At 73.1% G+C, this 19941-nt stretch carries 24 protein-coding genes and 3 pseudogenes; 17 read left to right on the plus strand and 10 right to left on the minus strand.

Features of this window, described 5'->3' with window-relative positions; genetic code table 11:
* Positions 1–156: 156 nt before the first annotated feature.
* On the minus strand, positions 157–717 hold the full coding sequence (locus tag QWJ13_RS33350) for a hemerythrin domain-containing protein (RefSeq protein ID WP_316529359.1): 561 nt from the start codon (positions 715–717) through the stop codon (positions 157–159).
* A gap of 454 nt (positions 718–1171) precedes the next feature.
* Positions 1172–1744, minus strand: coding sequence for a DJ-1/PfpI/YhbO family deglycase/protease (locus QWJ13_RS33355; protein ID WP_316529361.1), 573 nt, complete (start codon positions 1742–1744; stop codon positions 1172–1174).
* Positions 1745–1963: 219 nt separating this feature from the next.
* Between QWJ13_RS33355 and QWJ13_RS33360 the strand changes: the two genes are divergently transcribed.
* The 3 genes from QWJ13_RS33360 to QWJ13_RS33370 all read left to right on the plus strand — a co-directional run bounded on the left by QWJ13_RS33360 (position 1964) and on the right by QWJ13_RS33370 (position 5172).
* Positions 1964–2965: a PHP domain-containing protein gene (locus tag QWJ13_RS33360; protein ID WP_316529362.1), complete on the plus strand. Its 1002-nt coding sequence runs from the start codon at positions 1964–1966 to the stop codon at positions 2963–2965.
* Between the two features lie 134 nt (positions 2966–3099).
* The gene (locus tag QWJ13_RS33365) at positions 3100–3987 is read left to right on the plus strand and encodes a Rieske (2Fe-2S) protein (protein WP_316529364.1); all 888 of its coding nucleotides are present in this window, start codon (positions 3100–3102) and stop codon (positions 3985–3987) included.
* A 231-nt stretch (positions 3988–4218) separates the two neighbouring features.
* Positions 4219–5172 (plus strand): TIGR03557 family F420-dependent LLM class oxidoreductase, encoded by a 954-nt coding sequence (locus tag QWJ13_RS33370; protein ID WP_316529365.1) that lies wholly within the window; start codon positions 4219–4221, stop codon positions 5170–5172.
* Between the two features lie 122 nt (positions 5173–5294).
* Here QWJ13_RS33370 and QWJ13_RS33375 read toward each other — a convergent pair whose 3' ends face one another.
* The 3 genes and pseudogenes from QWJ13_RS33375 to QWJ13_RS33385 form a co-directional block, all read right to left on the minus strand.
* Positions 5295–5969: an HAD family hydrolase gene (locus QWJ13_RS33375; RefSeq protein ID WP_316529367.1), complete on the minus strand. Its 675-nt coding sequence runs from the start codon at positions 5967–5969 to the stop codon at positions 5295–5297.
* Between the two features lie 136 nt (positions 5970–6105).
* Positions 6106–6336 (minus strand): annotated as a pseudogene (locus tag QWJ13_RS33380) (thiamine pyrophosphate-binding protein); the annotation flags it as partial.
* An 89-nt stretch (positions 6337–6425) separates the two neighbouring features.
* A complete protein-coding gene (locus tag QWJ13_RS33385) occupies positions 6426–7370 on the minus strand; it encodes a SigB/SigF/SigG family RNA polymerase sigma factor (protein WP_316529368.1) in 945 nt (314 codons plus the stop codon).
* Positions 7371–7638: 268 nt separating this feature from the next.
* Between QWJ13_RS33385 and QWJ13_RS33390 the strand changes: the two genes are divergently transcribed.
* From QWJ13_RS33390 to cpt, 13 genes are all read left to right on the plus strand, one after another.
* Complete coding sequence (locus QWJ13_RS33390) at positions 7639–7962, plus strand: plasmid stabilization protein (RefSeq protein ID WP_316529369.1); 324 nt, start codon at positions 7639–7641, stop codon at positions 7960–7962.
* Positions 7963–7982: 20 nt separating this feature from the next.
* On the plus strand, positions 7983–8573 hold the full coding sequence (locus QWJ13_RS33395) for a DUF6328 family protein (RefSeq protein WP_316529371.1): 591 nt from the start codon (positions 7983–7985) through the stop codon (positions 8571–8573).
* 431 nt (positions 8574–9004) lie between these two features.
* Positions 9005–9178: a CsbD family protein gene (locus QWJ13_RS33400; protein ID WP_316529372.1), complete on the plus strand. Its 174-nt coding sequence runs from the start codon at positions 9005–9007 to the stop codon at positions 9176–9178.
* Between the two features lie 266 nt (positions 9179–9444).
* Entirely contained in the window at positions 9445–9852 is a 408-nt protein-coding gene (locus QWJ13_RS33405) for a hypothetical protein (protein WP_316529374.1), read from the plus strand.
* Positions 9849–10106, plus strand: a complete 258-nt coding sequence (locus QWJ13_RS33410; protein ID WP_316529376.1) for a monovalent cation/H+ antiporter complex subunit F — start codon at positions 9849–9851, stop codon at positions 10104–10106. Before QWJ13_RS33405 ends, QWJ13_RS33410 begins: the two co-directional genes overlap by 4 nt.
* Positions 10106–10393: a monovalent cation/H(+) antiporter subunit G gene (locus QWJ13_RS33415; RefSeq protein ID WP_316529377.1), complete on the plus strand. Its 288-nt coding sequence runs from the start codon at positions 10106–10108 to the stop codon at positions 10391–10393. Before QWJ13_RS33410 ends, QWJ13_RS33415 begins: the two co-directional genes overlap by 1 nt.
* Entirely contained in the window at positions 10390–10659 is a 270-nt protein-coding gene (locus tag QWJ13_RS33420; protein WP_316529379.1) for a Na(+)/H(+) antiporter subunit B, read from the plus strand. Before QWJ13_RS33415 ends, QWJ13_RS33420 begins: the two co-directional genes overlap by 4 nt.
* Positions 10656–11396, plus strand: a complete 741-nt coding sequence (locus QWJ13_RS33425; RefSeq protein ID WP_316529381.1) for an MnhB domain-containing protein — start codon at positions 10656–10658, stop codon at positions 11394–11396. The genes QWJ13_RS33420 and QWJ13_RS33425 overlap by 4 nt, the downstream gene beginning before the upstream one ends.
* Entirely contained in the window at positions 11393–11737 is a 345-nt protein-coding gene (locus QWJ13_RS33430) for a sodium:proton antiporter (RefSeq protein ID WP_316529382.1), read from the plus strand. Before QWJ13_RS33425 ends, QWJ13_RS33430 begins: the two co-directional genes overlap by 4 nt.
* A gap of 6 nt (positions 11738–11743) precedes the next feature.
* Positions 11744–13591 (plus strand): complex I subunit 5 family protein, encoded by a 1848-nt coding sequence (locus QWJ13_RS33435; RefSeq protein ID WP_316529383.1) that lies wholly within the window; start codon positions 11744–11746, stop codon positions 13589–13591.
* Positions 13592–13751: 160 nt separating this feature from the next.
* Positions 13752–14231: a signal peptidase II gene (gene lspA, locus QWJ13_RS33440; RefSeq protein WP_316529385.1), complete on the plus strand. Its 480-nt coding sequence runs from the start codon at positions 13752–13754 to the stop codon at positions 14229–14231.
* A gap of 737 nt (positions 14232–14968) precedes the next feature.
* Positions 14969–15454, plus strand: coding sequence for a flavodoxin family protein (locus QWJ13_RS33445; protein WP_316529386.1), 486 nt, complete (start codon positions 14969–14971; stop codon positions 15452–15454).
* A 406-nt stretch (positions 15455–15860) separates the two neighbouring features.
* On the plus strand, positions 15861–16394 hold the full coding sequence (cpt, locus tag QWJ13_RS33450; protein WP_316529387.1) for a chloramphenicol phosphotransferase CPT: 534 nt from the start codon (positions 15861–15863) through the stop codon (positions 16392–16394).
* 324 nt (positions 16395–16718) lie between these two features.
* Here the strand turns inward: cpt and QWJ13_RS33455 are convergent, their stop codons facing one another.
* Both QWJ13_RS33455 and QWJ13_RS33460 read right to left on the minus strand, forming a co-directional pair.
* Complete coding sequence (locus tag QWJ13_RS33455) at positions 16719–18383, minus strand: DUF4132 domain-containing protein (RefSeq protein WP_316529388.1); 1665 nt, start codon at positions 18381–18383, stop codon at positions 16719–16721.
* A gap of 5 nt (positions 18384–18388) precedes the next feature.
* Positions 18389–18637 (minus strand): hypothetical protein, encoded by a 249-nt coding sequence (locus QWJ13_RS33460; protein ID WP_316529487.1) that lies wholly within the window; start codon positions 18635–18637, stop codon positions 18389–18391.
* Between the two features lie 101 nt (positions 18638–18738).
* Here QWJ13_RS33460 and QWJ13_RS33465 point away from each other — a divergent pair.
* A pseudogene (locus QWJ13_RS33465) lies at positions 18739–18885 on the plus strand (helix-turn-helix domain-containing protein); the annotation flags it as partial.
* 91 nt (positions 18886–18976) lie between these two features.
* Here QWJ13_RS33465 and QWJ13_RS33470 read toward each other — a convergent pair.
* From QWJ13_RS33470 to QWJ13_RS33475, 3 genes and pseudogenes are all read right to left on the minus strand, one after another.
* A pseudogene (locus tag QWJ13_RS33470) lies at positions 18977–19066 on the minus strand (IS5/IS1182 family transposase); the annotation flags it as partial.
* Complete coding sequence (locus QWJ13_RS34460; protein WP_432277659.1) at positions 19027–19416, minus strand: transposase; 390 nt, start codon at positions 19414–19416, stop codon at positions 19027–19029. The pseudogene QWJ13_RS33470 and the gene QWJ13_RS34460, both read right to left, overlap by 40 nt.
* Positions 19395–19940, minus strand: coding sequence for a thiamine pyrophosphate-dependent enzyme (locus QWJ13_RS33475; protein WP_316529390.1), 546 nt, complete (start codon positions 19938–19940; stop codon positions 19395–19397). The genes QWJ13_RS34460 and QWJ13_RS33475 overlap by 22 nt, the downstream gene beginning before the upstream one ends.
* Position 19941: the final 1 nt, after the last annotated feature.

Below are 19941 nucleotides of genomic sequence, written 5' to 3' on the forward strand. Positions count from 1 at the left end.
GCACTGCCCCGAAGTTCCCCGACGGGACGCCCGAGGCGCCCGGCGCATCAGACGAGCGGTCCTCCGGTCCACTCTTCCCGCGCCCGCACCTGCGGCACGGGCGGGGCGGCCGGCCCCCTGGCCGGCCGCCTCGTGGTTCAGGACCTGCCTCGTGGTTCAGGACCTGCCGCGCCCCGAGACGAGGTCGCGGGCCCGGTCGACCAGCCCGGCTCCCGGCGCGAGCAGCTTGTTCGCCGGCGGGGTGTCCGGGGCCGAGGGGTGCGGCCGGGTCGGCGCCAGCTTCTTCGCCGTGCGCACCTTGTCGCCGAGGGAGTCCAGTTCCTCCGCGGAGCAGGCGCCACCCAGTGCGGGGAAGAGGTTCCGCTCCTCGTCGGCCACGTGCTGCTTGACCTCGGACACCACCCGGCCGACCAGCCCGTCGAACCGGACGTCGGTGGCCTCCATCCCCTCCAGTTCCTTCAGCAGCCGTTCGACCGCGGCGTGGTCGGCGAGTTCCTTGTCCGCCAGCGCCCCGCCCCCGGGGACGTACTCGCGCACCGCCGGGTAGAGGTACTCCTCCTCGGCCACCGAGTGCCGCACCAGCTCGATCGTGAACTCGTCCACGACCTTCCGGCGCCGTGGGTCGCCCGGAGGGATCGCCTCGACCTTGTCGAACAGTTCCTCCACCTCGCGATGATCGGCCGTCAACTCCGCGATCACGTTTCCACCGTGTCCCATGGTCCTCACGCCTTCCATTCATCAAGGGGGTTCGCACGCCGACCGGATGCCGGCGGACAACGCGCGGCTGCCCGGGTCCGCCGTCGTGAAACGCGGCGCCCCAACGTGTCGCGCGGCGGAGCCGCGTGGCGGCGCACCGGGGATCAGGAAGTCCCGCATCCGCTCGACGGCCGAGCGCTCGGGCGGCGGAAGCCGGTCGGGGGGCCGTTCCGTCGGCGGCCGGTGACGGGGTCGGCCGGTCGAGGCCTCCTTGGTCTCGCGGGCCCGGACGGCCAGGGCGTGCAGCTCGGCCTCGGTGGCCACCGACCGTACGGCGGGGAAGAGCCGCGCCTCCTCGTGGGCGGGACTTCCCGCCGCACCGGGCGTGCCCCCCGGCCCCGGCGCCAAACTCCGGACCGGCGGCGAGGAACGGCAACGCCGCTCCCGGGCGACCGGCTGACGCCGCGTCGGCCGGTCAGCTCGGGCTGACCGCCTCGGCCCGGGCGCGCAGCGCGGCGTCGATGCCCCGCAGGAAGTGTTCGAGGTCGCCGGGGTTGCGCGAGGTCACCAGGCGCCAGCCATGGGCGTCGTCCGTGACCAGCGGCTCGTCCGCCCAGGTGGCACCCGCGTTGGCGAGGTCGGTCCGCAGGGACGGGTAGGAGGTGAGCCGCTTGCCGTACGCGACGCCGGCCTCTGCCAGCAGCCACGGCCCGTGGCAGATGGCGGCGACGGGCCGTCCGGAGGTGGTGAAGGCGAGCACCGTGTCGACGGCCGACTGCCGGAGCCGGAGGGTGTCCGCGTTGACGGTCCCGCCGGGAACGAGCAGCAGGTCGTAGCCGGTGGCGTCGACCTCGTCGAGCGTGAGGGTCGGGCGCACCGTCTCGCCGGGCTCCTTGTCCCCCACCAGGGTGCGGATGTCGCCCCGGTCGGGGGCGGCGATGTCGACCTGGGCGCCGTTGTCGCGCAGGTGCCGTACGGGGACGAGCAGTTCGTCCTGTTCGACGCCGTAGTTCGTGACGATCGCCAGGACCTTGCCGTGCGCGTTCATGTCTCCTCCTGGTCCGTACCGGTTCACCGGGGTGCGCCCGCGCGCCCCGGGCTCGGCGGGTACCCACCGGGCCTGCCGGCATGCCGGGTTCGCCGGCCCCGATCCGGGTAGTCGCCGGGCGGGCGGACCGATGGCACCCGCCCCGAAACCCTGAGGAGGCGGCGGTGGGCATCGGACGACATTCCCGGACCGTGGCGGCGGTCTGAAGCGGGTGCGGCCGTGGACCCGGAACAGGCACTGCGGCGGATCGCCTTCCTCCTGGAGTGGCAGGGCGCCTCGCCGTACCGGGTGCGGGCGTTCCACACGGCGGCCGAGGCCGTCCGCGGCCTGCCGCCCGGCCTGGTGGACGCCGCCCGCGTCCGGCGGCTGCGGGGTGTCGGGCCGGTGACCTCCGAGGTGATCGCCCAGGCGTCGACCGGTGCGACACCGCCGTACCTGGCCCGGCTGGAGGCCGAGGCCGGGCCCGCGGCCCAGGCCGGCTGGGAGCTGCTGGCCGCCGCCCGGGGCGACTGCCACCTGCACTCCGACTGGTCCGACGGCGGCCACCCGTTCGAGGAGATGGCCGGCGCCGCCCGCGAGCTCGGGCACGACTGGGCGGTGCTCACCGACCACTCGCCCAGGCTCACCATCGCGCACGGCCTCAGCCCCGAACGCCTGCGGCGCCAGCTCGACGAGGTGGCGGCCTGGAACGCCCGCAACGGCTCGTTCCGGCTGCTGACCGGGATCGAGTGCGACATCCTGGAGGACGGCTCGCTGGACCAGGAGCCGGGGCTGCTGGACCGGCTCGACCTCGTGGTGGCCTCGGTGCATTCCAAGCTGCGCTCCGACCCGGAGCCGATGACGGACCGGATGCTGGAAGCCGTCCGCGCCCACCGGACGAACGTCCTCGGGCACTGCACCGGCCGGATCGTCACCGGCCGGGGCCGGCCCCCGTCCCGGTTCGACGCCGGCGCGGTCTTCGCGGCCTGCGCGGCGAGCGGTACGGCGGTGGAGATCAACTGCCGCCCCGAGCGCCGCGACCCGCCCGACGACCTGCTGCGCCTGGCCGCGCGGGCGGGCTGCCTGTTCGCGGTCGACACCGACGCCCACGCACCCGACCAGCTGCACTGGTTCGGCTCCGGGTACGCCCGCGCGGCCCGCCTCGGTCTGGGACCCGAGCGGCTGATCACCACCTGGCCCCGCGAACGACTCCTCGCCTGGACCGGACGGGCCGGCGGCTGACCGGCTCTCCGGCCCCTCTCGGCCGCCGGGGACGCGTCCCGGTGCCCGTCCGGTGCCCGCCGGCACACGTCCCGTCCGTCCGAATCACCGCGGCCACCGGGTTTGGCGCGCCGGTGCCCGGCTAGCCGCCCGGTATGGACACCACACCCCTGCACACCCACCGGTGGTCCCGCCGACTGCGCCGGGCGTTGGACGCACCGGAGCACTGGGACGTCCTCGACGCCCCGGCCCGGCCGCTCGCCGACGCGGTCGAGGCCCTCCCGCTCGGCCCGTACCGCGACGCGCTGCACGGCGTCTGGCTCGGCCACCCGCTCCACCCGGCGATGGTCCAGCTGCCGATCGGCTTCTGGACCTCCGCCGCCCTGCTGGACTATCTCCCCGGCGGGCACCGGTCCGCCGACGCCCTGGTGGCGGCCGGGCTGCTGACCGCCGGGCCCACCGCCCTCACCGGCTGGGTGGACTGGGCCCGCCTCGACCCGCCGCGACGCCGCACCGGCCTGGTCCACGCCCTCTGCAACACCTCCGGGGTGCTGCTGTACGCCGGCTCGCTCGTGGCCCGCTGCCGGGGGCACCGGGCCCGCGGCCGGCTGCTCGGCCTGGCCGGGCTGACCACGGTCTCGGCCGGGGCCGCACTCGGCGGCCACCTCGCCTACCGGCAGGCCGCCGGCCCGGACCGGGCAGCCGCCGTGCCCCGGCTGGCGCCGGACGATTGGGTCGGCCTCGGCGCGGTGGAGGACTTCCCACCCGGCAGGCCCGTCCGCGCGATGGCCGGCGAGCTCGCCCTGGTGGTCGTCCGCGAAGGCGAGCGCTGCCACGTGCTGGCCGAGCGCTGCGCCCACCTGTCCGGGCCGCTCTCCGAGGGCTACCTGACCGAGGGCTGCCTGCGCTGCCCGTGGCACGGCAGCACGTTCCGGCTCCGGGACGGCGAGGTGGTGCACGGTCCGGCCACGGCGCCGCAGCCGGTGCTGGAGACCCGGGTGCTCTCCGGACACCTGGAGGTCCGGCTCCCCGCATCCAGCTGACTGGCCGTCACATCTCGTGGGGGTTCGACGAGTTCGACACGACGGAGAGGGGCGGCGGCGGGCGCGTGGTCGCGCCGCGGTTCCCGCTCGATCCCGAGCAGTCCCGCGTCCTCCCGCCCTCCGATTCCGCCCCGCTTCCGTCGGCGGCCGCCGACGAGGGCCACGGAGGTTTCACGACGGCCGCCCCGGAAAGCCGCTCCGGCGAAGACCCTGCGACGAACCGAGGCTGCCATGACCGCGTTCGGCTACTTCCTGTCCTGCGAGGAGTTCACCCCGGCCCAGCTGGTCGAGCAGGCGCGGCTGGCGGAGCGGGCCGGTTTCACCCGGCTGGCGATCTCCGACCACTACCACCCGTGGAACGACGCCCAGGGCAACGCCCCGTTCGTCTGGGGCGTGATCGGCGCGCTGTCGCAGGCCGTCCGGCTGCCGGTGACCACCCTGGTCACCTGTCCGACCGTACGACTGCACCCCGCCGTGACGGCGCAGGCGGCGGCCACCGCGGACGTCCAGCTGGCGGGCGGGCTACGGCTCGGGGTCGGCACCGGCGAGGCGCTCAACGAGCACGTCCTGGGCGACCGGTGGCCGCCGTTCGCGGTGCGGGCCGAGATGCTGGAGGAGGCCGTCGAGGTGATGAGGGAGCTGTTCACCGGCGACACGGTGTCCCACCGCGGCACCCACTACACGGTGGAGAACGCCCGGCTCTACACGCCCCCGAAGGCGCAGCGGCTGCCGGTGTACGTCTCGGCGTTCGGCCCGAAGGCGGCCGAACGGGCGGCCGGGTTCGCGGACGGCCTGGTGACCATGAGCCCGGACACCGAGCTGGTCGGCCGCTACCGGACGGCCGGCGGCCCCGGGCCGGTGCTCGGCGGGGTGAAGGTGTGCTGGTCGCAGGAGCGTGAGCGGGCGGTCAAGACCGTCCACCGGCTCTGGCCGACGGAGCTGCTGCCCGGCGAGCTCGCCCAGGTGCTGCCCACCCCCCGCCACTTCGAGCAGGCCACCGAGCTGGTGACCGAGGAGATGGTGGCCCGCTCGGTCGTCTGCGGCGACGATCCGCGGCAGCACGCCGACCGGCTGCGCGCCTATGTCGGCGCCGGGTTCGACGAGGTGTATGTCGGCCAGATCGGCCAGGAGCAGGAGGGGTTCTTCGACTTCTACCGCGAGCAGATCCTGCCGCAGGTGGCTTGAGCGCCGGGTGCCGCGCCGTGAGCCCCTTCCCGCCCTGGAACCTGCGCGAGTACGCCCTCCTCGCCGACGGCGAACGCGGCGCGCTGGTAGGGCCGTCCGCCGGGTGACAACTTTGGCGCGGCTCAGCCCGGCGGCCGCGCCAGCAGGCTGCGATCGAGGTCGGCCAGCAACTCACCGGTGTCACGGTGGACCTCGGCGGCGCCCGCCCCGAGGAGTTCCTGGGCGGCGAATCCGCCGCTCTCCACCGCGATGCACGCCACCCCCGCCCGGTTCGCCGCGATGACGTCCCAGACGGTGTCGCCGACGAACACCGCGTGTTCGGCGCCGGTGCCCGCGCGTTCCAGGGCTGCCCGGACCAGGTCGGGCGCCGGTTTGGTCGCGGACACGTCCTCGGCGGAGGTCGCCGCGGCGATCGCGTCGTCCGCGGCGAGGGCGCGGCGCAGCACCGTGAGCTCCCGCTCGGAGGCGGAGCTGGCGAGGACCACCTGCCAGCCCCGGCCGACGCAGGCCCGCAGCAGGTCGGCGGCGTGCGGCAGCGGCTGGATCAGTGGCCAGTGGCGGGCGTACAGGGCGGCGTGGGCGGCGGTGATCGCCTCGTCGTCGCCGTGGTCGCGGTCGGTGCCGAGCAAGTGGTCGAGGAGCTGGTCGGCGCCCATGCCGACGGCCCGGTGCGCCCGGGCGGTGGGGATCGTGCGGTCGTACTGGCGGAGGGCCTCCCACCAGGCGAGGGCGTGGAAGTAGACGGTGTCGAGCAGGGTGCCGTCGACGTCGAAGAGTGCTGCCGGGGTCGTGGTCACGGCTTCCTCCTTCCGTTCAGCCGACCCGGTACGCGGCGGCCCTGGCGGCCGCCAGGCGCAGCCAGGGTGACCCGGTTGTCCGGCTGGGGCAGCAGTTCGGCCATCGCGCCGAGGGTGGCCCCGTGGACGTGGTCGGAGAGGTAGCGGCGCAGGTCGGCTCCCCAGTGGCCCTGGGCGACGACGTGTTCGGCCCAGGTGATGGGCCGGCCATCTCCTCGTGCCGGGCCTGGACGAAGACCGGGTGGTTGTCGGCCCGGCCCCAGGCCGCGAGCAGCCCCTTGATGCCGTCGCCGGGATAGCCGAAGACGTACTCGACGTCCCAGTCGCGCAGTCGTTCAAGGATCTGGTCGGAAACCTTCGGGGACACGGCGCTCCTCCTTCACGTCCTTCACGGCGGCGGCCCCCCGCAGCGCGGCTGACCGCTTCGGGGGGCCGGAAACACGTCACCGGGGAAAGTCAGCCGGGCTCCTCCGGCTCGTAGCCCCAGCCGGGGGCGTTGCGGTCCTCCAGGCGTTCGCGCAGCCAGGCGAGGGTGGCGCTGAGCAGCCGGGAGACGTGCATCTGGGAGACACCGATGCGCTCGGCGATCCGGGACTGGGTGCAGCCGTCCCAGAACCGCAGCTTGAGGACGGTCTGCTCGCGTTCGGGCAGCTGGGCCAGCAGCGGGCGCACCGCGGTACGGAAGTCGGCCAGCTCGATGCCCGGATCGCAGCCGCCCAGGCGGTCCAGCAGGGCACTGCCGCTCTCGTCGGTGTCCTGCTCGCGCAGCGCGTCCAACGAGTTGGGCCGGTAGACCCGGCCCGCCATCAGCCCCTCAGTGGCCTGCTCCACGCTCAGGTGCAGGTCCTCGGCGATCTCCTCCGGCTGCGGAAGACGGCCGAGCTCCTGCTCCAGACGGTCCGAACCACGGGCCACACTCAGGTACAGCTCCTGCATGCTGCGCGGAACCCGCACCGGCCACGACGTGTCACGGAAGAACCGCTTGATCTCCCCGGTGATCGTCGGAATCGCGTACGTGACGAACTCCACGCCACGCCCCGGGTCATAGCCGTCCACGGCCTTGATCAGACCGACCGTGCCGACCTGGAGGATGTCCTCCATGTCCTCCGCGCGATGACGGAATCGCCCCGCGATGAAACGTACCAACGGCATGTTCAACTCGATGATCGTGCCCCGGACGTAGCTGTACGCACGGCTCTCCCGGGCCAACCCGGCCAACCGCTCGAACAACGCGTCGCTCAGCTCCCGGGCCTCGAACTTCCCCATCACCCGCAACTCGGCCGCCGTCGGCCTCGGCGGAAGATCGGGCGGCAGGTCGGACGGCGGGTCCGGAGCCGTCTCGACGGTGTCACTACGGGCTGTTTCCAGTTCACTACGGGCTGTTTCCAGGTGGACGGCCACGGGACTTCTCCTGGGTATCGGGGTGAACGCCCTGAATCCGGGCGAGCCGGCGCTCGCACGCCAGGGGGCTGCTTCCCAGGACCTGTGCCCGGCTTCTTCAAGCGCGGTCCCGGTGGCACCCGGCGGGTGCCACAGCAGCCGGATCACTCGACAGCCGCTGCATGGGGTCTTCTACCCGACACACGACACAAAATTCGTGTTTCATCCGTTTTTCTGCGATTCGTCCGGGTAACCGCTTCCGCGACCAGCACCGATGAGAGGAATGGCCATGCCGCGAGGATCCAGCCCCAAGCGGGAGCGCCAGTACGAGCACATCAAGGAGAGCGCGCTCGACCGGGGCGAGAGCGAGAAGCGAGCCAAGGAGATCGCCGCCCGGACGGTCAACAAGGAGAGGGCCCGGCACGGCGAGTCGAGGACGGCCAGCCGCACCTCGATCCACGACATGTCCTCGGGACGGCGCGGCGGGCAACGCTCGCACCAGGGGTCCCAGGGCCCGACCTACGACCAGCTGTACAACGAGGCCAAGCACCGCAACATCAAGGGCCGGTCGAAGATGAACAAGCGCCAGCTGGCCGACGCGCTCGGCCACTGAACCGGCCCGGCGAAGACACCATGGCGGAACCGGGCACCGACAGCGACCATGGCCGGACCGGACGCCGGGAGTCGCCCGACGAACGGGCCGACCGGCGCTGGACGGACCTGCTCCAGGAGGTGCGGGTCGCCCAGACCGGCTCCCAGGTGCTCTTCGGGTTCCTGCTGAGCGTCGTCTTCATGCCGCGCTTCGCCCAACTCGGCGGCTTCGACCGGGGACTGTACGTGGTCACGGTCGTCCTCGGGGCACTGGCGACCGGCTCGCTGGCCGCCCCGGTGGCCTACCACCGGATCTTCGCCGGCCACCGGCTGAAGCCCCAACTCGTCGACGCGGCGGCCAGACTGGTGACCATCGGCCTGCTGCTGCTCGCGCTGACCATCGGCTCCGCCCTGCTGCTCCTGCTGCGCACGGCGATCGGATCGGCGATCTCCGGCTGGATCACCGGGGCGGTCATGCTCTGGTTCGTGTCCTGCTGGATGCTGATCCCGCTACGCCACCGGTGGCGGCGGCGGCACGACGGTGCGTGCACCGGAGCGCCGGAGGACGCCCCCGGCCAAGGCTCCCACCCGTCGGGTTTCGGCGGGGACGGCCCGGCCGGACGCCCGCCATGAGAATCCGCACCCGCTCGAAGCCCCGCACCGTCGTCATCACCGGCGTGACCGCCGGGATCGGCCGGGCCTGCGTCGGCGCCTTCGCCACCGGAGGCGACCGGCTGCGTCCAGCAGGAGGAAGGCCCGGGGCAGGCCGGCGAGCTCGCCAACTTCTGGACGCCCTCGGACACTTCGCGCGACCACGGCGCGCACGGCCGCTTCGACGACGAGGCCCGCGAGCGCAGCACCCAGTTGTGGGCCTCCCAGCACCACGGCCTGCTCGCCGTCGGCCGTGCGGCACTGCTCGGCGCCGCAGGCGGGTTCGCTCGCCCGGCGGCGGTGCCCCCGATGCCCGAATCCCCTCCGACCGCGTCGATCCGGTGTGGAACGGCCCGTCCCGGGCAGACGCGGCACGGGACGGAAGCCGTCCCACCATCGAGAGGAGTCAGGCGATGGGCACCGAGAACAAGCTGCGCAACGCGGCGGAGAAGGCCCAGGGCAAGGTCAAGGAGGCCGCCGGACGGGCGTCGGGCGACCGCGGACTGGAGGCCGAGGGCCGCGGCAAGCAGGTCAAGAGCGATCTGAAGCAGGCCGCCGAGAAGGTCAAGGACGCCGGGAAGCACTGACGGCACGACGCCTGCCCCGCACCGGTCCGGTGCGGGGCAGCGGCGTCGTCACGGCGCCGTTGCGATCATCAGAGGTTCCGCCCCCGCGCTCGGGCGAACGGGTGGTCCGCCACGCCGATCCCGCGAGCGACGGCGTTGCGCGCGGGACGCCGCCACCGCCCGGACGGTACACCTGGGGGCCGCCCGCCGCAGCAGCGGCGCGGTTCCGACGGGACGGGGGTGACGAGGTGCGGACGGCGGCTGAACTCCTGATCTGGTGGGGGGTGTTGCTTCTGCTGAACGTCGTGTTCATCAGCTCGGTGACGCCACTCGAAGTGGCCGTGGGCGGCGGCATCGCCGTTCTCGGGGCACTCGGCGCGGTGACCGTCCGGCGCGCCTCCGGGGCCGCTCCGGGCGGCGCGGCCCGCCTTACGGCGGCACTCCGGGCGTTCCCCCGGACGCTACCGGCCGACACCGCCCGGCTGGCGCTCGCCGTGGTCTCCCCGAGCCACCGCCGCCCCGCCTTCCGCGCCGTACGGCTCGCGCCCGGCACCGGCCCCGCCTGGGCGGCCGCACTGCTGTCCTCGACCCCCGGCGCCTACGTCGTGGAGGTCGACGGCCAGACCCTGCTGGTCCACGCGCTCGGCCGTGAACTCTCCTCCCTGGAGCGAGCGTTGACGGAGGCACCCGAGTGAACGCCTGGCTGCTGGCGGCGGCCGTCCTGGCCGTCGGCGGGATCGCCCCCTGCCTGCTGCTCGGACTGTCCGGCACGCCGCACCGGCGCCTGGCCGGATTGAACCTGGCCGCCGTGGGGACCTCCGTCGTCCTGCTGCTGCTCGCCCAGGGCTTCGGCCGCCCCTCCTACACCGACCTGGCGCTCGACCTGGCCGTGCTCTCGCCCGCAGGGGCCCTGGTGTTCACCCACTTCCTCGCCGGGCAGGAGCGCTGATGGTCCGCCATGCCGTGGCGCTGGTGCTGCTCTGGGCGGGCACCGCCGCACTGCTGCTCTCCGCCGTCGCGCTCGTCGCGCTCCCCGGCCGGTACCTGCGCCTGCACGCCCTCTCCCCCGCCGCCGTGCTCGGCGCCCCGCTGATCGCGCTCGCCCTCGCCGTGGACACCGGACCGGGCCGGGCGGCGGTCAAGCTGCTGGTGATCGGCCTGCTGGTGACGGCGGGCGGCACCGTCACCACGATGGCCGTCGCCCGGGCCACCCGCCACTCGGAGACCCACCGATGACCGACACCCTGATCGTGATCGCCCTGCTGCTCACCGCCGTCACCGCCACCACGGCCGCGCTCACCCGCGATCCCGTCCGGCAGGCCGCCGTCCTCGCCCTGCTCGGGCTGAGCCTGGCACTGCTCTTCACCGTCCTCCAGGCACCCGACGTCGCGCTCTCCCAGCTCGGCGTGGGCAGCGCGATCACCCCCCTGCTGATCCTGCTGACCGTCCGCCGGGTGCGCCGCGAGGAGCACACCGACGAACGTCCGGACCAACCCGAGTGAGCCGGACCACCCGGCTCGGGCTCTTCCTGTTCGCGGCCTGCGTGCTGGCCGCCGCGCTGATCGTCGCCGCCGGCGAGCTGCCCGGCTTCGGCGGTGCCCACCACCCGTACGGCGAGCGGGCGGTGGCGGCCGGGCTGGAGCGGCGGACGGCCAACATCGTCTCCTCCGTCAACTTCGACCAGCGGGCCTTCGACACCCTCGGCGAGGAGTCCATCCTGTTCGGCTCGGTGCTCGGCGCGGGCATCCTGCTGCGACTGGCCCGGGACGAGCGCAAGCGCCGCGCCGCCGCCGAGCCCGTCCTGCCCACCACCCGGCTGTTCGGCGCCGCCCTGCTGCCGATCGCCGTCCTGACCGGCGGCTACCTCGTCGCCCACGGCGCGCTCAGCCCGGGCGGCGGCTTCCAGGGCGGCGTGGCGCTGGCCACCGCGCTGCACCTGGCGTACGCCGCCGCCGACTACCGGGTGCTCGAACGGATCCGCCCGCTCGCCGTACTGGACGTCGCCGACGCGCTGGCCGCCGGCGCCTTCGCCGCCCTCGGCCTGATCGGCCTCGCCGAGGGCGCCGGCTACCTCGCCAACACCCTGCCGCTCGGCACGTTCAACCAGCTCTCCTCCAGCGGGCTGGTGGCCGTGGTCAACGCCGCCGTCGGGGTGGAGGTCGCCTCCGGCATCGTGGTGCTGCTCGCCCACTTCCTGGACCAGGCCGTCGAGGTCGTCCCCCGAGGGGAGGGGGCGTGACCCTGTTCCCCTACCTGGTGGCCGGCTGGATCCTGCTCGCCGGGCTCTACGGCCTGGTGACCAGCCGCAACCTGGTACAGGCGGTCGGCTGCCTGGCCGTCGCCCAGTCCTCGACGTACGTGCTGCTGCTCGCGGTCGGGTACCGCCGCGGCGCCACCGCACCCGTCTTCTCCGACCTGCCGACCGACGCCCCGGTGGTGGACCCGGTGGTCCAGGCGCTGACGCTCACCGACATCGTGGTCGGCGCCACCGTCACCGCGCTGCTCCTCTCCCTGGTGATCCAACTGCGCAAGCGCCACGGCACGGTGGACCCGGAAGACCTGACCGGGCTGCGGGGCTGACGTCCGGTGCTCCCCACCTCCGACCTACTGCCGCTGGCCGTCGCCATCCCGCTGCTGGGCGCGGCCGTCACCACCGTCGCCGGCCGATGGCTGCCCCGCCTCTGCCTCGACGCACTCGCCACGGCCCTGGCCGCCACCGAGGTCGGCTGCCTCGCCCTGCTGTGGGCCCGGACCAGCCCGGACGGCCGGGCGGTCTCCTGGCTGGGCGGCTGGACCCCGCGCGGCGGGCGCAGCGTGGGCATCGTGCTGGTCGCCGACCGTCTCGGCAGCGGCCTCGCACTGCTCGCGGCCGTCCTGGTCCTCGCCGCGCTCTGCTACTCCTGGCGGTACTTCGACGAACCGTCCGGCGAACGCGGCGGACTGTTCCCCGCGCTGCTGCTGCTCTTCGAGGCCGGGATGTGCGGCTTCGCGCTCACCGGCGACCTCTTCGACGCCTTCGTCTTCTTCGAACTGATGGGCGCCGTCGCCTACGCGCTGACCGGCTACCGGATCGAGGACCCGCGCCCGCTGCACGGCGCGATGGCCTTCGGCCTCGTCAACTCGGCCGCCGCCTACCTCTCGCTGCTGGGCATCGGTCTGCTCTACGCCCGCACCGGCGAACTCGGCCTCGCCCAGATCGGCGCCGAGCTCGACCGGTTCGCCACTCCCGGGCGCGGTCCGGACGCCCTGCTGGTCCTCGCCTTCGTCCTGGTCCTGGCCGGCCCGCTGGTCAAGGCCGCCGCCGCGCCGTTCCACTTCTGGCTGCCGGACGCCCACGCCGTCGCCCCGAGCCCTGTCTGCATGCTGCTGTCCGGGGTGATGGTCGAGCTCGGGGTGTACGGCGTGGCCCGGATCCACCGGGTGGTCTTCGCGGGCCCGGGCGGCCTGCCGGACACCGCCGTCCGGGGCACCCTGCTGGCCGCCGGGGTGCTGACCGCGCTGGTCGGCGCCGTGATGTGCTGGCAACAGCGGCACCTGAAGCGGATGCTGGCGTTCTCCACGGTCGCCCACATCGGGCTGTTCCTGATCGGCGCCGCCCTGCTCACCCCGGCCGGACTGGCCGGCACCGCCGTGTACGTGACCGGCCACGCGGGCGCCAAGGCCGCGCTGTTCGGCCTCACCGGCGTCCTGCTCGACCGCTACGGCTCGGTCGACGAGCACGGACTGCACGGCCGGGCCCGTGAACTGCGCGCCACCGGAGGGCTGTTCGTGCTCGGCGCGCTGGCCCTGGCCGGGCTCCCACCGTTCGGCACCGGACTCGGCAAGGCCGTCGCCGAGGAGGCGCCGGGCCGTCAACTTGGCTGGCTGCCAGCGGTGTTCGTGCTGGTGTCGGCACTGACGGGCGGTGCGGTGCTACGGGCCGGCCTGCGGGTCTTCGGCGGGCTCGGCGCGCCGCCGAAGGAGCATCCGGAGGTGGCCGCGACCACCGGCGAGGGCGAGGAGACCGAGATCCGCGAGCCGGGCCGACGGCTGCCACTGCCGATGCTCCTCGCCCCCGGGCTGCTGCTGGCCGCCTGTCTGGCCGTCGGCGTGCTGCCCGGTGTCGGCCGGGCCCTCGCCGCGGGCGCCGCCGCCTTCACCGACCGCGCCGCGTACCTCGCCGACGCCCTGGAACAGCCCGTCTCTTCCACGCCCCCGGCTCCCGAAGCCTGGTGGACGGCCTCCGGGATCGGGCTCGGCCTGCTCTCCGCCCTGCTGGCCGCCGCCTTCGCCGCCACTGCCGTCCGCCGGGACCCCCGGCGTGGCACCGGCGGCCTCCACCGAGCCGTCGTCCTGCCACTGCGCCGCCTGCACTCCGGCCTCCTGGGCGACTACATCGCTTGGCTCGCCGTCGGCCTGGCCGTCCTGCTGGTGACGATCACCGCACAGCTCTGAACACCACCGCCGCACACGGCCGCCCGGTCGCCTCTCGGCCCACTCGTAGGCAAGCCGCCGGCACCTAGAATGCGGCCATGACTGGCTTATGCGCCCGGTGGTTGCGCGGGGAGATTCCTCGCCCGCCGACAGGCCTCGACGACTGGGAACCATGACAGCCGTGGCGCTCACGCTGCTGGCGTCGGATTTCCTCACCAAACAGATAGCGCTGACGCACTTCTCGGGGACCGATCCGACAGAGACCCTCGGTGGGCTTCTGAAGTTCACGCTGGTCCTCAATTCGGGTGGAGCGTTCTCCATCGGCGAGGGGGAGACATGGTTCTTCACCACGGTGAAGATGATGGTCATCATCCTCATGCTGGTGGTGTCGCCCCGGATCCGCACCCCCGTCTGGGCGGTCCCCTTCGGGCTGGTCATCGCCGGGGCAGCCGGAAATCTCGCCGACCGGCTGTTCCGGGACCCCTCCCCGTGGCAGGGAGGCGTCGTGGACTGGATCCAACTCCCGCACTGGCCGGTCTTCAACCTCGCCGACTGCGGCGTGGTCTGCGGCAGCGCCCTGGTGATGTGGGCCTCGATGCGCGGCATCCGCCTGGACGGCACGCTCGCGTCCGAGGCGCCGACCGGGCATCCTCTGGCTTGAAGGCGATCCGCGCCTGCGGATCCACCGGATCCACCGGCGGATCCGCCCTGACAGTGAGTTGATCGAAGGTCAGCCTCGTGTTACCACAGACGAGTACGATCGCCTGCCTTCGCGAAGGTCCTGATGACCAGTCTCCAGCCGTCCCCACCGCGCCACCGGATTCGTCATCGCCACCTCGTGCCGCGGCATCTCCACTCCCGTACGGGAACGCCGAACTGCTGCTCCGCGCCCTGGTCGCCAAGGGCCACACCGAAGGCCTCCTCACCCTGAGGCAGATTCGCCGGGCCGCCGGGGACCGAGCCGGAGCCGAGTTGGCCTTTCGTCAGGCTATTGCCGCCGAAGTCGACCGGGCCATCCAGGCGCTCACCGACCTGCGTACCGGCCCGCAGGAGAACACCCAGCCACCCCCGCCTTAGGCCGCTTCCCGTGGATCACCGAGCGGCCCAGATGTGGATGCCGGCGAGGTGGAGAGCTGCTCGATAGGTGGTCGCGGTCTTGTCGTAACGGGTGGCGAGGCCGAATCACTGCTTGAACCTGAAGCGTTCGACGGATCACCGAGGAGGAGTTCGACCGGGTGATGGCGATCAACGTGCGCGCCCCGCTCTTCGCGATCCAGCGAGGCCTGCCGCTGCTGCGCGACGGCGGTCGGATCGTCAACGTAGCCTCGGGCCGGGGGATATCACATCGGGCGCGGCCACCCGGTCCCCACTGCGGAACCGCGAGAAGGGATCGTGAGGATGAAGACCGTCATCGTGTGCACCTCCGTGTCGCACGGCAACACCCGTCGTGTCGCCGACACCATGGCCCGGGTCCTGGGCGCGAAGGTCGTCTCCCCCGAGCAGGCCGATCCGGCGGAGCTCGCCGGCGCCGACCTCGTGGGATTCGGCTCGGGAGTCTTCTACGGCAGGCTCCACCCCCGCCTGACCGGCTTCGTCGCAGCACTTCCCGGCGGGCGGGGCCGGGCCTTCGTGTTCGCCACCAGCGGGTTCCCGCAGGTGGCGCCGGTGCCGTTCACCCGCCCCCTGGTCCGGCGTCTGGCAGCCAAGGGCTTCGAGGTGGAGGGGAGCTTCTCGTGCCGGGCGTTCGACACCTGGATGCCGCTCAGGCTCGTCGGCGGCACCAACAAGGGGCGGCCGGACGCCCGGGACCTGGCCGCCGCGCGGGAGTTCGCCGAGCGGCTTCAGAACGGGCGGGGCCGGCGGGCTGACCCGTCCCGCCGCTGAAGAGGAACACGTCGCGGTAGCGCCCGAGGAGCCCGGGTCTTTCCGTTCGGCTGTCGCGCGGGATCGAGGGGCCTCGGCCCCGCGCTTCGGACCAGACCCGTTATCACTATGCGATCAAGTGGGCGGCCAGGTGAACGGGCGCTGCCGCGCTGTCGGGAGCGAGTGACCGGCCTCCGGTCCCGGGGCCGGTACCGCCTCACATCTTCGGCGTGACAGGGGAGTTCATCAGGGAGATGTTCATCGTTCCTCTACCGGGGCGCCGGCCGTGAGGTGGGGGAGCCGGCGGCGACGGGAGCGGTTCCGGTCGGGCTCCAGGCACCCCGGTTCGTCCGGCGCGTCGGGCGTGGCGCGTCGGTTGGTCCGAAAAACGGTTTGACCCGCCGCCGTGCCGTTCTAGGGTGGCACGATGTCCACTCAAGTAATCGTTCTCAACGGCGGCTCCAGCTCGGGGAAGTCCGGCCTGGCCCGCTGCCTCCAGGCCGTCCTGCCGGATCCGTGGCTGACTTTCGGGGTCGACACGCTGATCCAGGGCATGCCACCGTCCGTCCTGGCCACGGAGGGCGGGATCGACATCGGCGCGGACGGCTCGGTGTCGGTGGGGGACGACTTCCGGGAGCTGGAGGACGCCTGGATGGCGGGGATCTCGGCGATGGCCAGGGCCGGGGCGCGGGTGATCATGGACGAGGTCTTCCTCGGCGGGCCGGACTCCCAGCAGCGGTGGCAGCGGGCCCTGGAGGGGATCGGGGTGCTGTGGGTCGGCGTGCGGTGCGAGGCGGAGGTCGCGGCTTGGCGCGAGGTCGCCCGGGGCGACCGGACCCCGGGGATGGCCGAGGCCCAGGCTGAGGCCGTCCACCAGGGCGTGCGTTACGACCTGGAGGTGGACACGGCCCGCACCGAGTCCGTGGAGTGCGCACGGCTGATCGCGGCCCGGCTCGGCTGAGCCGGACAGGGTGGGGCCGGACAGCGCGGGGCGGAGCGGGCGGGCGCCGGGTCGGCGAACGCGGGGGTGACGGGCAGCGCACCGATGGCGGCGGCGAGGGCCGGCGCGGAGCCGGACGGACGGCGGCCGGAACGGCGGGGCTGGCGAGAGAGCACGTGCGAGTCCTTGTATGCGGGGCCGGGGGCGTTCACCCGAACGACAGCGATGAAAATTACCTCGAAGTAACGTGACCTGTCGTCATGATCCCGCCAAGGGCGGCCCGTCCTCGCCGAGCGGACCGCCCCCTCCCGTTCGCCACCCGCTGCGGGCCGGCTCCAGGGGCCCCTACAGCTGGCTCAGGATCGCCGGGTCCGTGATGCTCGCGTCGTCCGCCAGCAGCACGGCCTTGCTGAGAATCACCGCCGTCATGCGGTCACCCTCGAAGGGCAGATAACCGGCCTGCGGCGCGGCCGGGTCGGCCTTGGGAACGATGCACAGGTACTGGTCGTTCGGCGTCATCAGGATGTTCCCCGAGCCAAGGTGGATCTTGTACGTGCGGCGCGAGCCCGTCACGTGGAGGAAGCGGCCCTCGACGGTGCAGCGGTCGGCGATCGCCAGCCGGGGCACCAGCCGCTCCAGCAGCATCCGGCGGGTCTCGGCGCTCTGGCTCAGCTCGCCGAAACCGTACGAGGCCCAGTACTCGCGGTAGCGGCCCTCGGGCCCACCGTCCTGCCAGGTCGGGTCGTTGCCGACACTGGCCACGCCCACGAACAGGTCGATGTCGCGCAGGACTTCGGACAGGACGAGCGGTGGAATGTCGGCGATCGGCAGGGGCTTCACCCTCGCCGCCCGGCCGGACGGCCCCATCCGGTAGTCGCCACCGAAGCAGGCCGCCCAGTTCTGCGGGGCGTCGATCGGGTAGAAGCGAACCTGGTCGGTACTCAGCCGCAGGAAGCTGCCGGAGTCGGTGGTGTCGGCACCGAAGGCGTGGGCCTCCCCGTGGATCCAGTACTCGGCGCGCAGCCCCCACCGCGGCAGCTCCCGGGTGGCCGGCGGGGCCGAGTCGTCGACCATCAACCGCAGTCTGTTGCGCCAACCCCTGCCGGCCGCCAGGGAGTGGAACTGGTGCTGGCGCAGGACGTGCCCGGCGAACCGGGTGGAGTACGTGCCCGTCGCCCGCTCGGCGTCGGTCAGCAGGTACACCTCGCGGTGCGCCTGCTTGAACGGCTGGATGATCGCGTGCCGCTCCAGCCAGTCGCGCCAGGCCACGACCTCGGCAGGCCCGCACCCCACCGGGTGCCAGAGCCGGACCTCGCCGCCATCCCGTACCGGGTCGTCGGAGAGCGTGCGCAGCTCGCCGTCGGCGAACCCGACGGCCGTCCCGTCCACTGTCCACAGCAGCCGTCGCGCCAGCGTCCCCACCAGCGGGTGGTCGAGGAACCGCTCGCGCCACCCGACATACGGCCAGACGCGGCCGGCGAGGAACTGCCGGTCCAGGCGCTCGCTCTGCGCGGAGAGCATCTTGTCGACGTCCTTGACCGCCGCCTTCAACTCCTTGAGCTCCTCGGCGTGACCGCGCCTGACGGCGACCGGAACGCTCTTCACGACCTTGCCCGCCGAACTACTCCAGATCAGAACGGTCTTGACGCCCCGGACCTCCACCACCGCCGTGACGTCGCCGAGTTTCCGCTCCATGCGCCCCACCTCGGTCAACCCGTAAGCGGGGACGGCGAGTTCCTCCATCTCCTCACGGGAGAGGCCGAGCGTCTCGGCCCGGTGCTCCAGCACCGACTCGATCAGCCTGAGCACGGGCTTGTACGTCACCCGCCTGGCCAGCCGGGCGAGTTCGGCGAGAACCGGCTCCCCGTCGAGCCGGGTGAGCGCGCCCACCGCGGCGTTGGCGGCCTTCGGATTGCGCGGGCCGATCCCGGAGGCCTTCCGGAGCGAACTCTCCACCAGCGCCCCGAGCGCCCGCACGGTGTCCGGATGGGCGGGCAGCATCCCGAGCACCCACGTCAGCCCGCGCAGAGCGTTGGCGTTGTACGGGTGCGCAACGCGTACCCGTTCAGCACCCGCTCCGCGCCCTGTGGCCGCACCAGCCCCCGGAACACCTCCGGCGTCCGCGCGTTGTGCTCCGCGACCTCCTGGAAGACCCTGCGCCGGATCAGCTCACCCACGGTGAGCCGCTCCTCCGCGACCTCCAGACCCCACCCGTCGCTCCGGTGACCCGCCGTCGTCTCGTCGACGAACATCACGATTCCCATGCCGCGGACGGTACGGCCCCCCAGTGACATCCCCACCGCCGGAGCCCCCACGCCCGACCGCCCGCACCCCCACCGGCACCTCCCGCCGTACCCGACCGCGCCCGCACGACTTCCGCAAGCTGATGACCGCGCTGCGCCGCGAAGGCCCCGACACCGTACGGCCAGGCCAGCCATGGAGCCTGCCCTTGGAAGACTGGGTCCTGCTGGTCGCAGCATACTGGCGCACGAACCTGACACTGCGGCGGCTCGAAAACAGGTCCGCGCCCGCGTCGAGCACGTCTTCGCCCGGATGAAGGCCTGGAAGATCCTGCGCGACTGCCGCCCCAAGACGGCAGCCTGGTAGGACTCCCCGGTCTTGTCGGATCGGGTGACCAGGCCCCGCCACTGTTTCAGCCGGTTGAAGCATCGCTCGACCACGTTGCGAAGCCGGTGAACCTGCCGGTCGAAGCCGGGCGGCCAGCCGCCGGTTGAGCCCCCGTTGAGACGGCCGAGAGCCTGGTCGACGCGCTCGGGAATCGTGTGCGCGATACCGCGCCCCGCAGGTACGCGCGGATCTTGCAAGAGTTGTACCCCTGGTCAGCGATCACGTGGTCGGGCTGGGTCCACGGACGGCCCGACCCGACCCACGGGACACGGATGGCGGCCAGGACGGCTTCGAGGCGACTGCAGTCGTTCACGTTGCCGCCGCTCAGGGCGAAACCGAGCGGGCGGCCCTTCCCGTCGCAGGCCAGGTGGACCCACCCTGTGGTGGAGCTGGTCAGACCTGTGGCTGGAGGAATTCCGAGAACCGGGCGGTGATCCCCTCAAGATGATCAGTGACCCGCGGGGGCGGCGGCGCGGTGTCCGGCGTCACCAGGCAGTGGACGAACACGGGGGCGCCCGGCTGCTCCAGTTCGAGCCGGAGCGCTCGCTTGAGTCCGGTCTCGGTATCCACGGTGTGGACGTGGGAGAATCCGCACGCGCGCGCCCAGCCGGGCAGGTCCACCTGCCGGCCGGGAGAGCACTGGCCGCCGGTCGAGTCGTAGACCCCGTCGTCCAGGACCAGCTGGATCAGTGGCAGGTCCGGTGCCGCGCCGGCCATGATCAGCCCGACCGGGTTCATCAGCAGGCTGCCGTCCCCGTCCACCACCAGGGTGGTTCGACCGGACGACAAGGCGACGCCGGTACCGAGCGACAGGGCCAGCCCCATCGATCCGGTCATGTAGAAGTGGTTCCGCCGCTCGGTGGCAGCGCCGATACGCGAGATGAACCCGGTGGTGAACACCGTCGGCAGGTCCGGAGCCACGGCGAGCGCGACCGCCACG

The sequence above is a fragment of the Kitasatospora brasiliensis genome, from assembly GCF_032654805.1.
Lineage (GTDB): Bacteria > Actinomycetota > Actinomycetes > Streptomycetales > Streptomycetaceae > Kitasatospora > Kitasatospora brasiliensis.

Bases quoted from the DNA above. Each gene is read 5' to 3' on its own strand.
- QWJ13_RS33400 (WP_316529372.1), top strand. From the start codon at position 9,005: ATGGGCACCGAGAACAAGCTGCGCAACGCGGCGGAGAAGGCCCAGGGC.
- QWJ13_RS33420 (WP_316529379.1), top strand. From the start codon at position 10,390: ATGACCGACACCCTGATCGTGATCGCCCTGCTGCTCACCGCCGTCACC.
- QWJ13_RS33460 (WP_316529487.1), bottom strand. From the start codon at position 18,637: ATGGGAATCGTGATGTTCGTCGACGAGACGACGGCGGGTCACCGGAGC.
- QWJ13_RS33350 (WP_316529359.1), bottom strand. From the start codon at position 717: ATGGGACACGGTGGAAACGTGATCGCGGAGTTGACGGCCGATCATCGC.
- QWJ13_RS33390 (WP_316529369.1), top strand. From the start codon at position 7,639: ATGCCGCGAGGATCCAGCCCCAAGCGGGAGCGCCAGTACGAGCACATC.
- QWJ13_RS33370 (WP_316529365.1), top strand. From the start codon at position 4,219: ATGACCGCGTTCGGCTACTTCCTGTCCTGCGAGGAGTTCACCCCGGCC.
- QWJ13_RS33395 (WP_316529371.1), top strand. From the start codon at position 7,983: ATGGCGGAACCGGGCACCGACAGCGACCATGGCCGGACCGGACGCCGG.
- QWJ13_RS33355 (WP_316529361.1), bottom strand. From the start codon at position 1,744: ATGAACGCGCACGGCAAGGTCCTGGCGATCGTCACGAACTACGGCGTC.
- QWJ13_RS33445 (WP_316529386.1), top strand. From the start codon at position 14,969: ATGAAGACCGTCATCGTGTGCACCTCCGTGTCGCACGGCAACACCCGT.
- QWJ13_RS33415 (WP_316529377.1), top strand. From the start codon at position 10,106: ATGGTCCGCCATGCCGTGGCGCTGGTGCTGCTCTGGGCGGGCACCGCC.
- cpt (WP_316529387.1), top strand. From the start codon at position 15,861: ATGTCCACTCAAGTAATCGTTCTCAACGGCGGCTCCAGCTCGGGGAAG.
- QWJ13_RS33365 (WP_316529364.1), top strand. From the start codon at position 3,100: ATGGACACCACACCCCTGCACACCCACCGGTGGTCCCGCCGACTGCGC.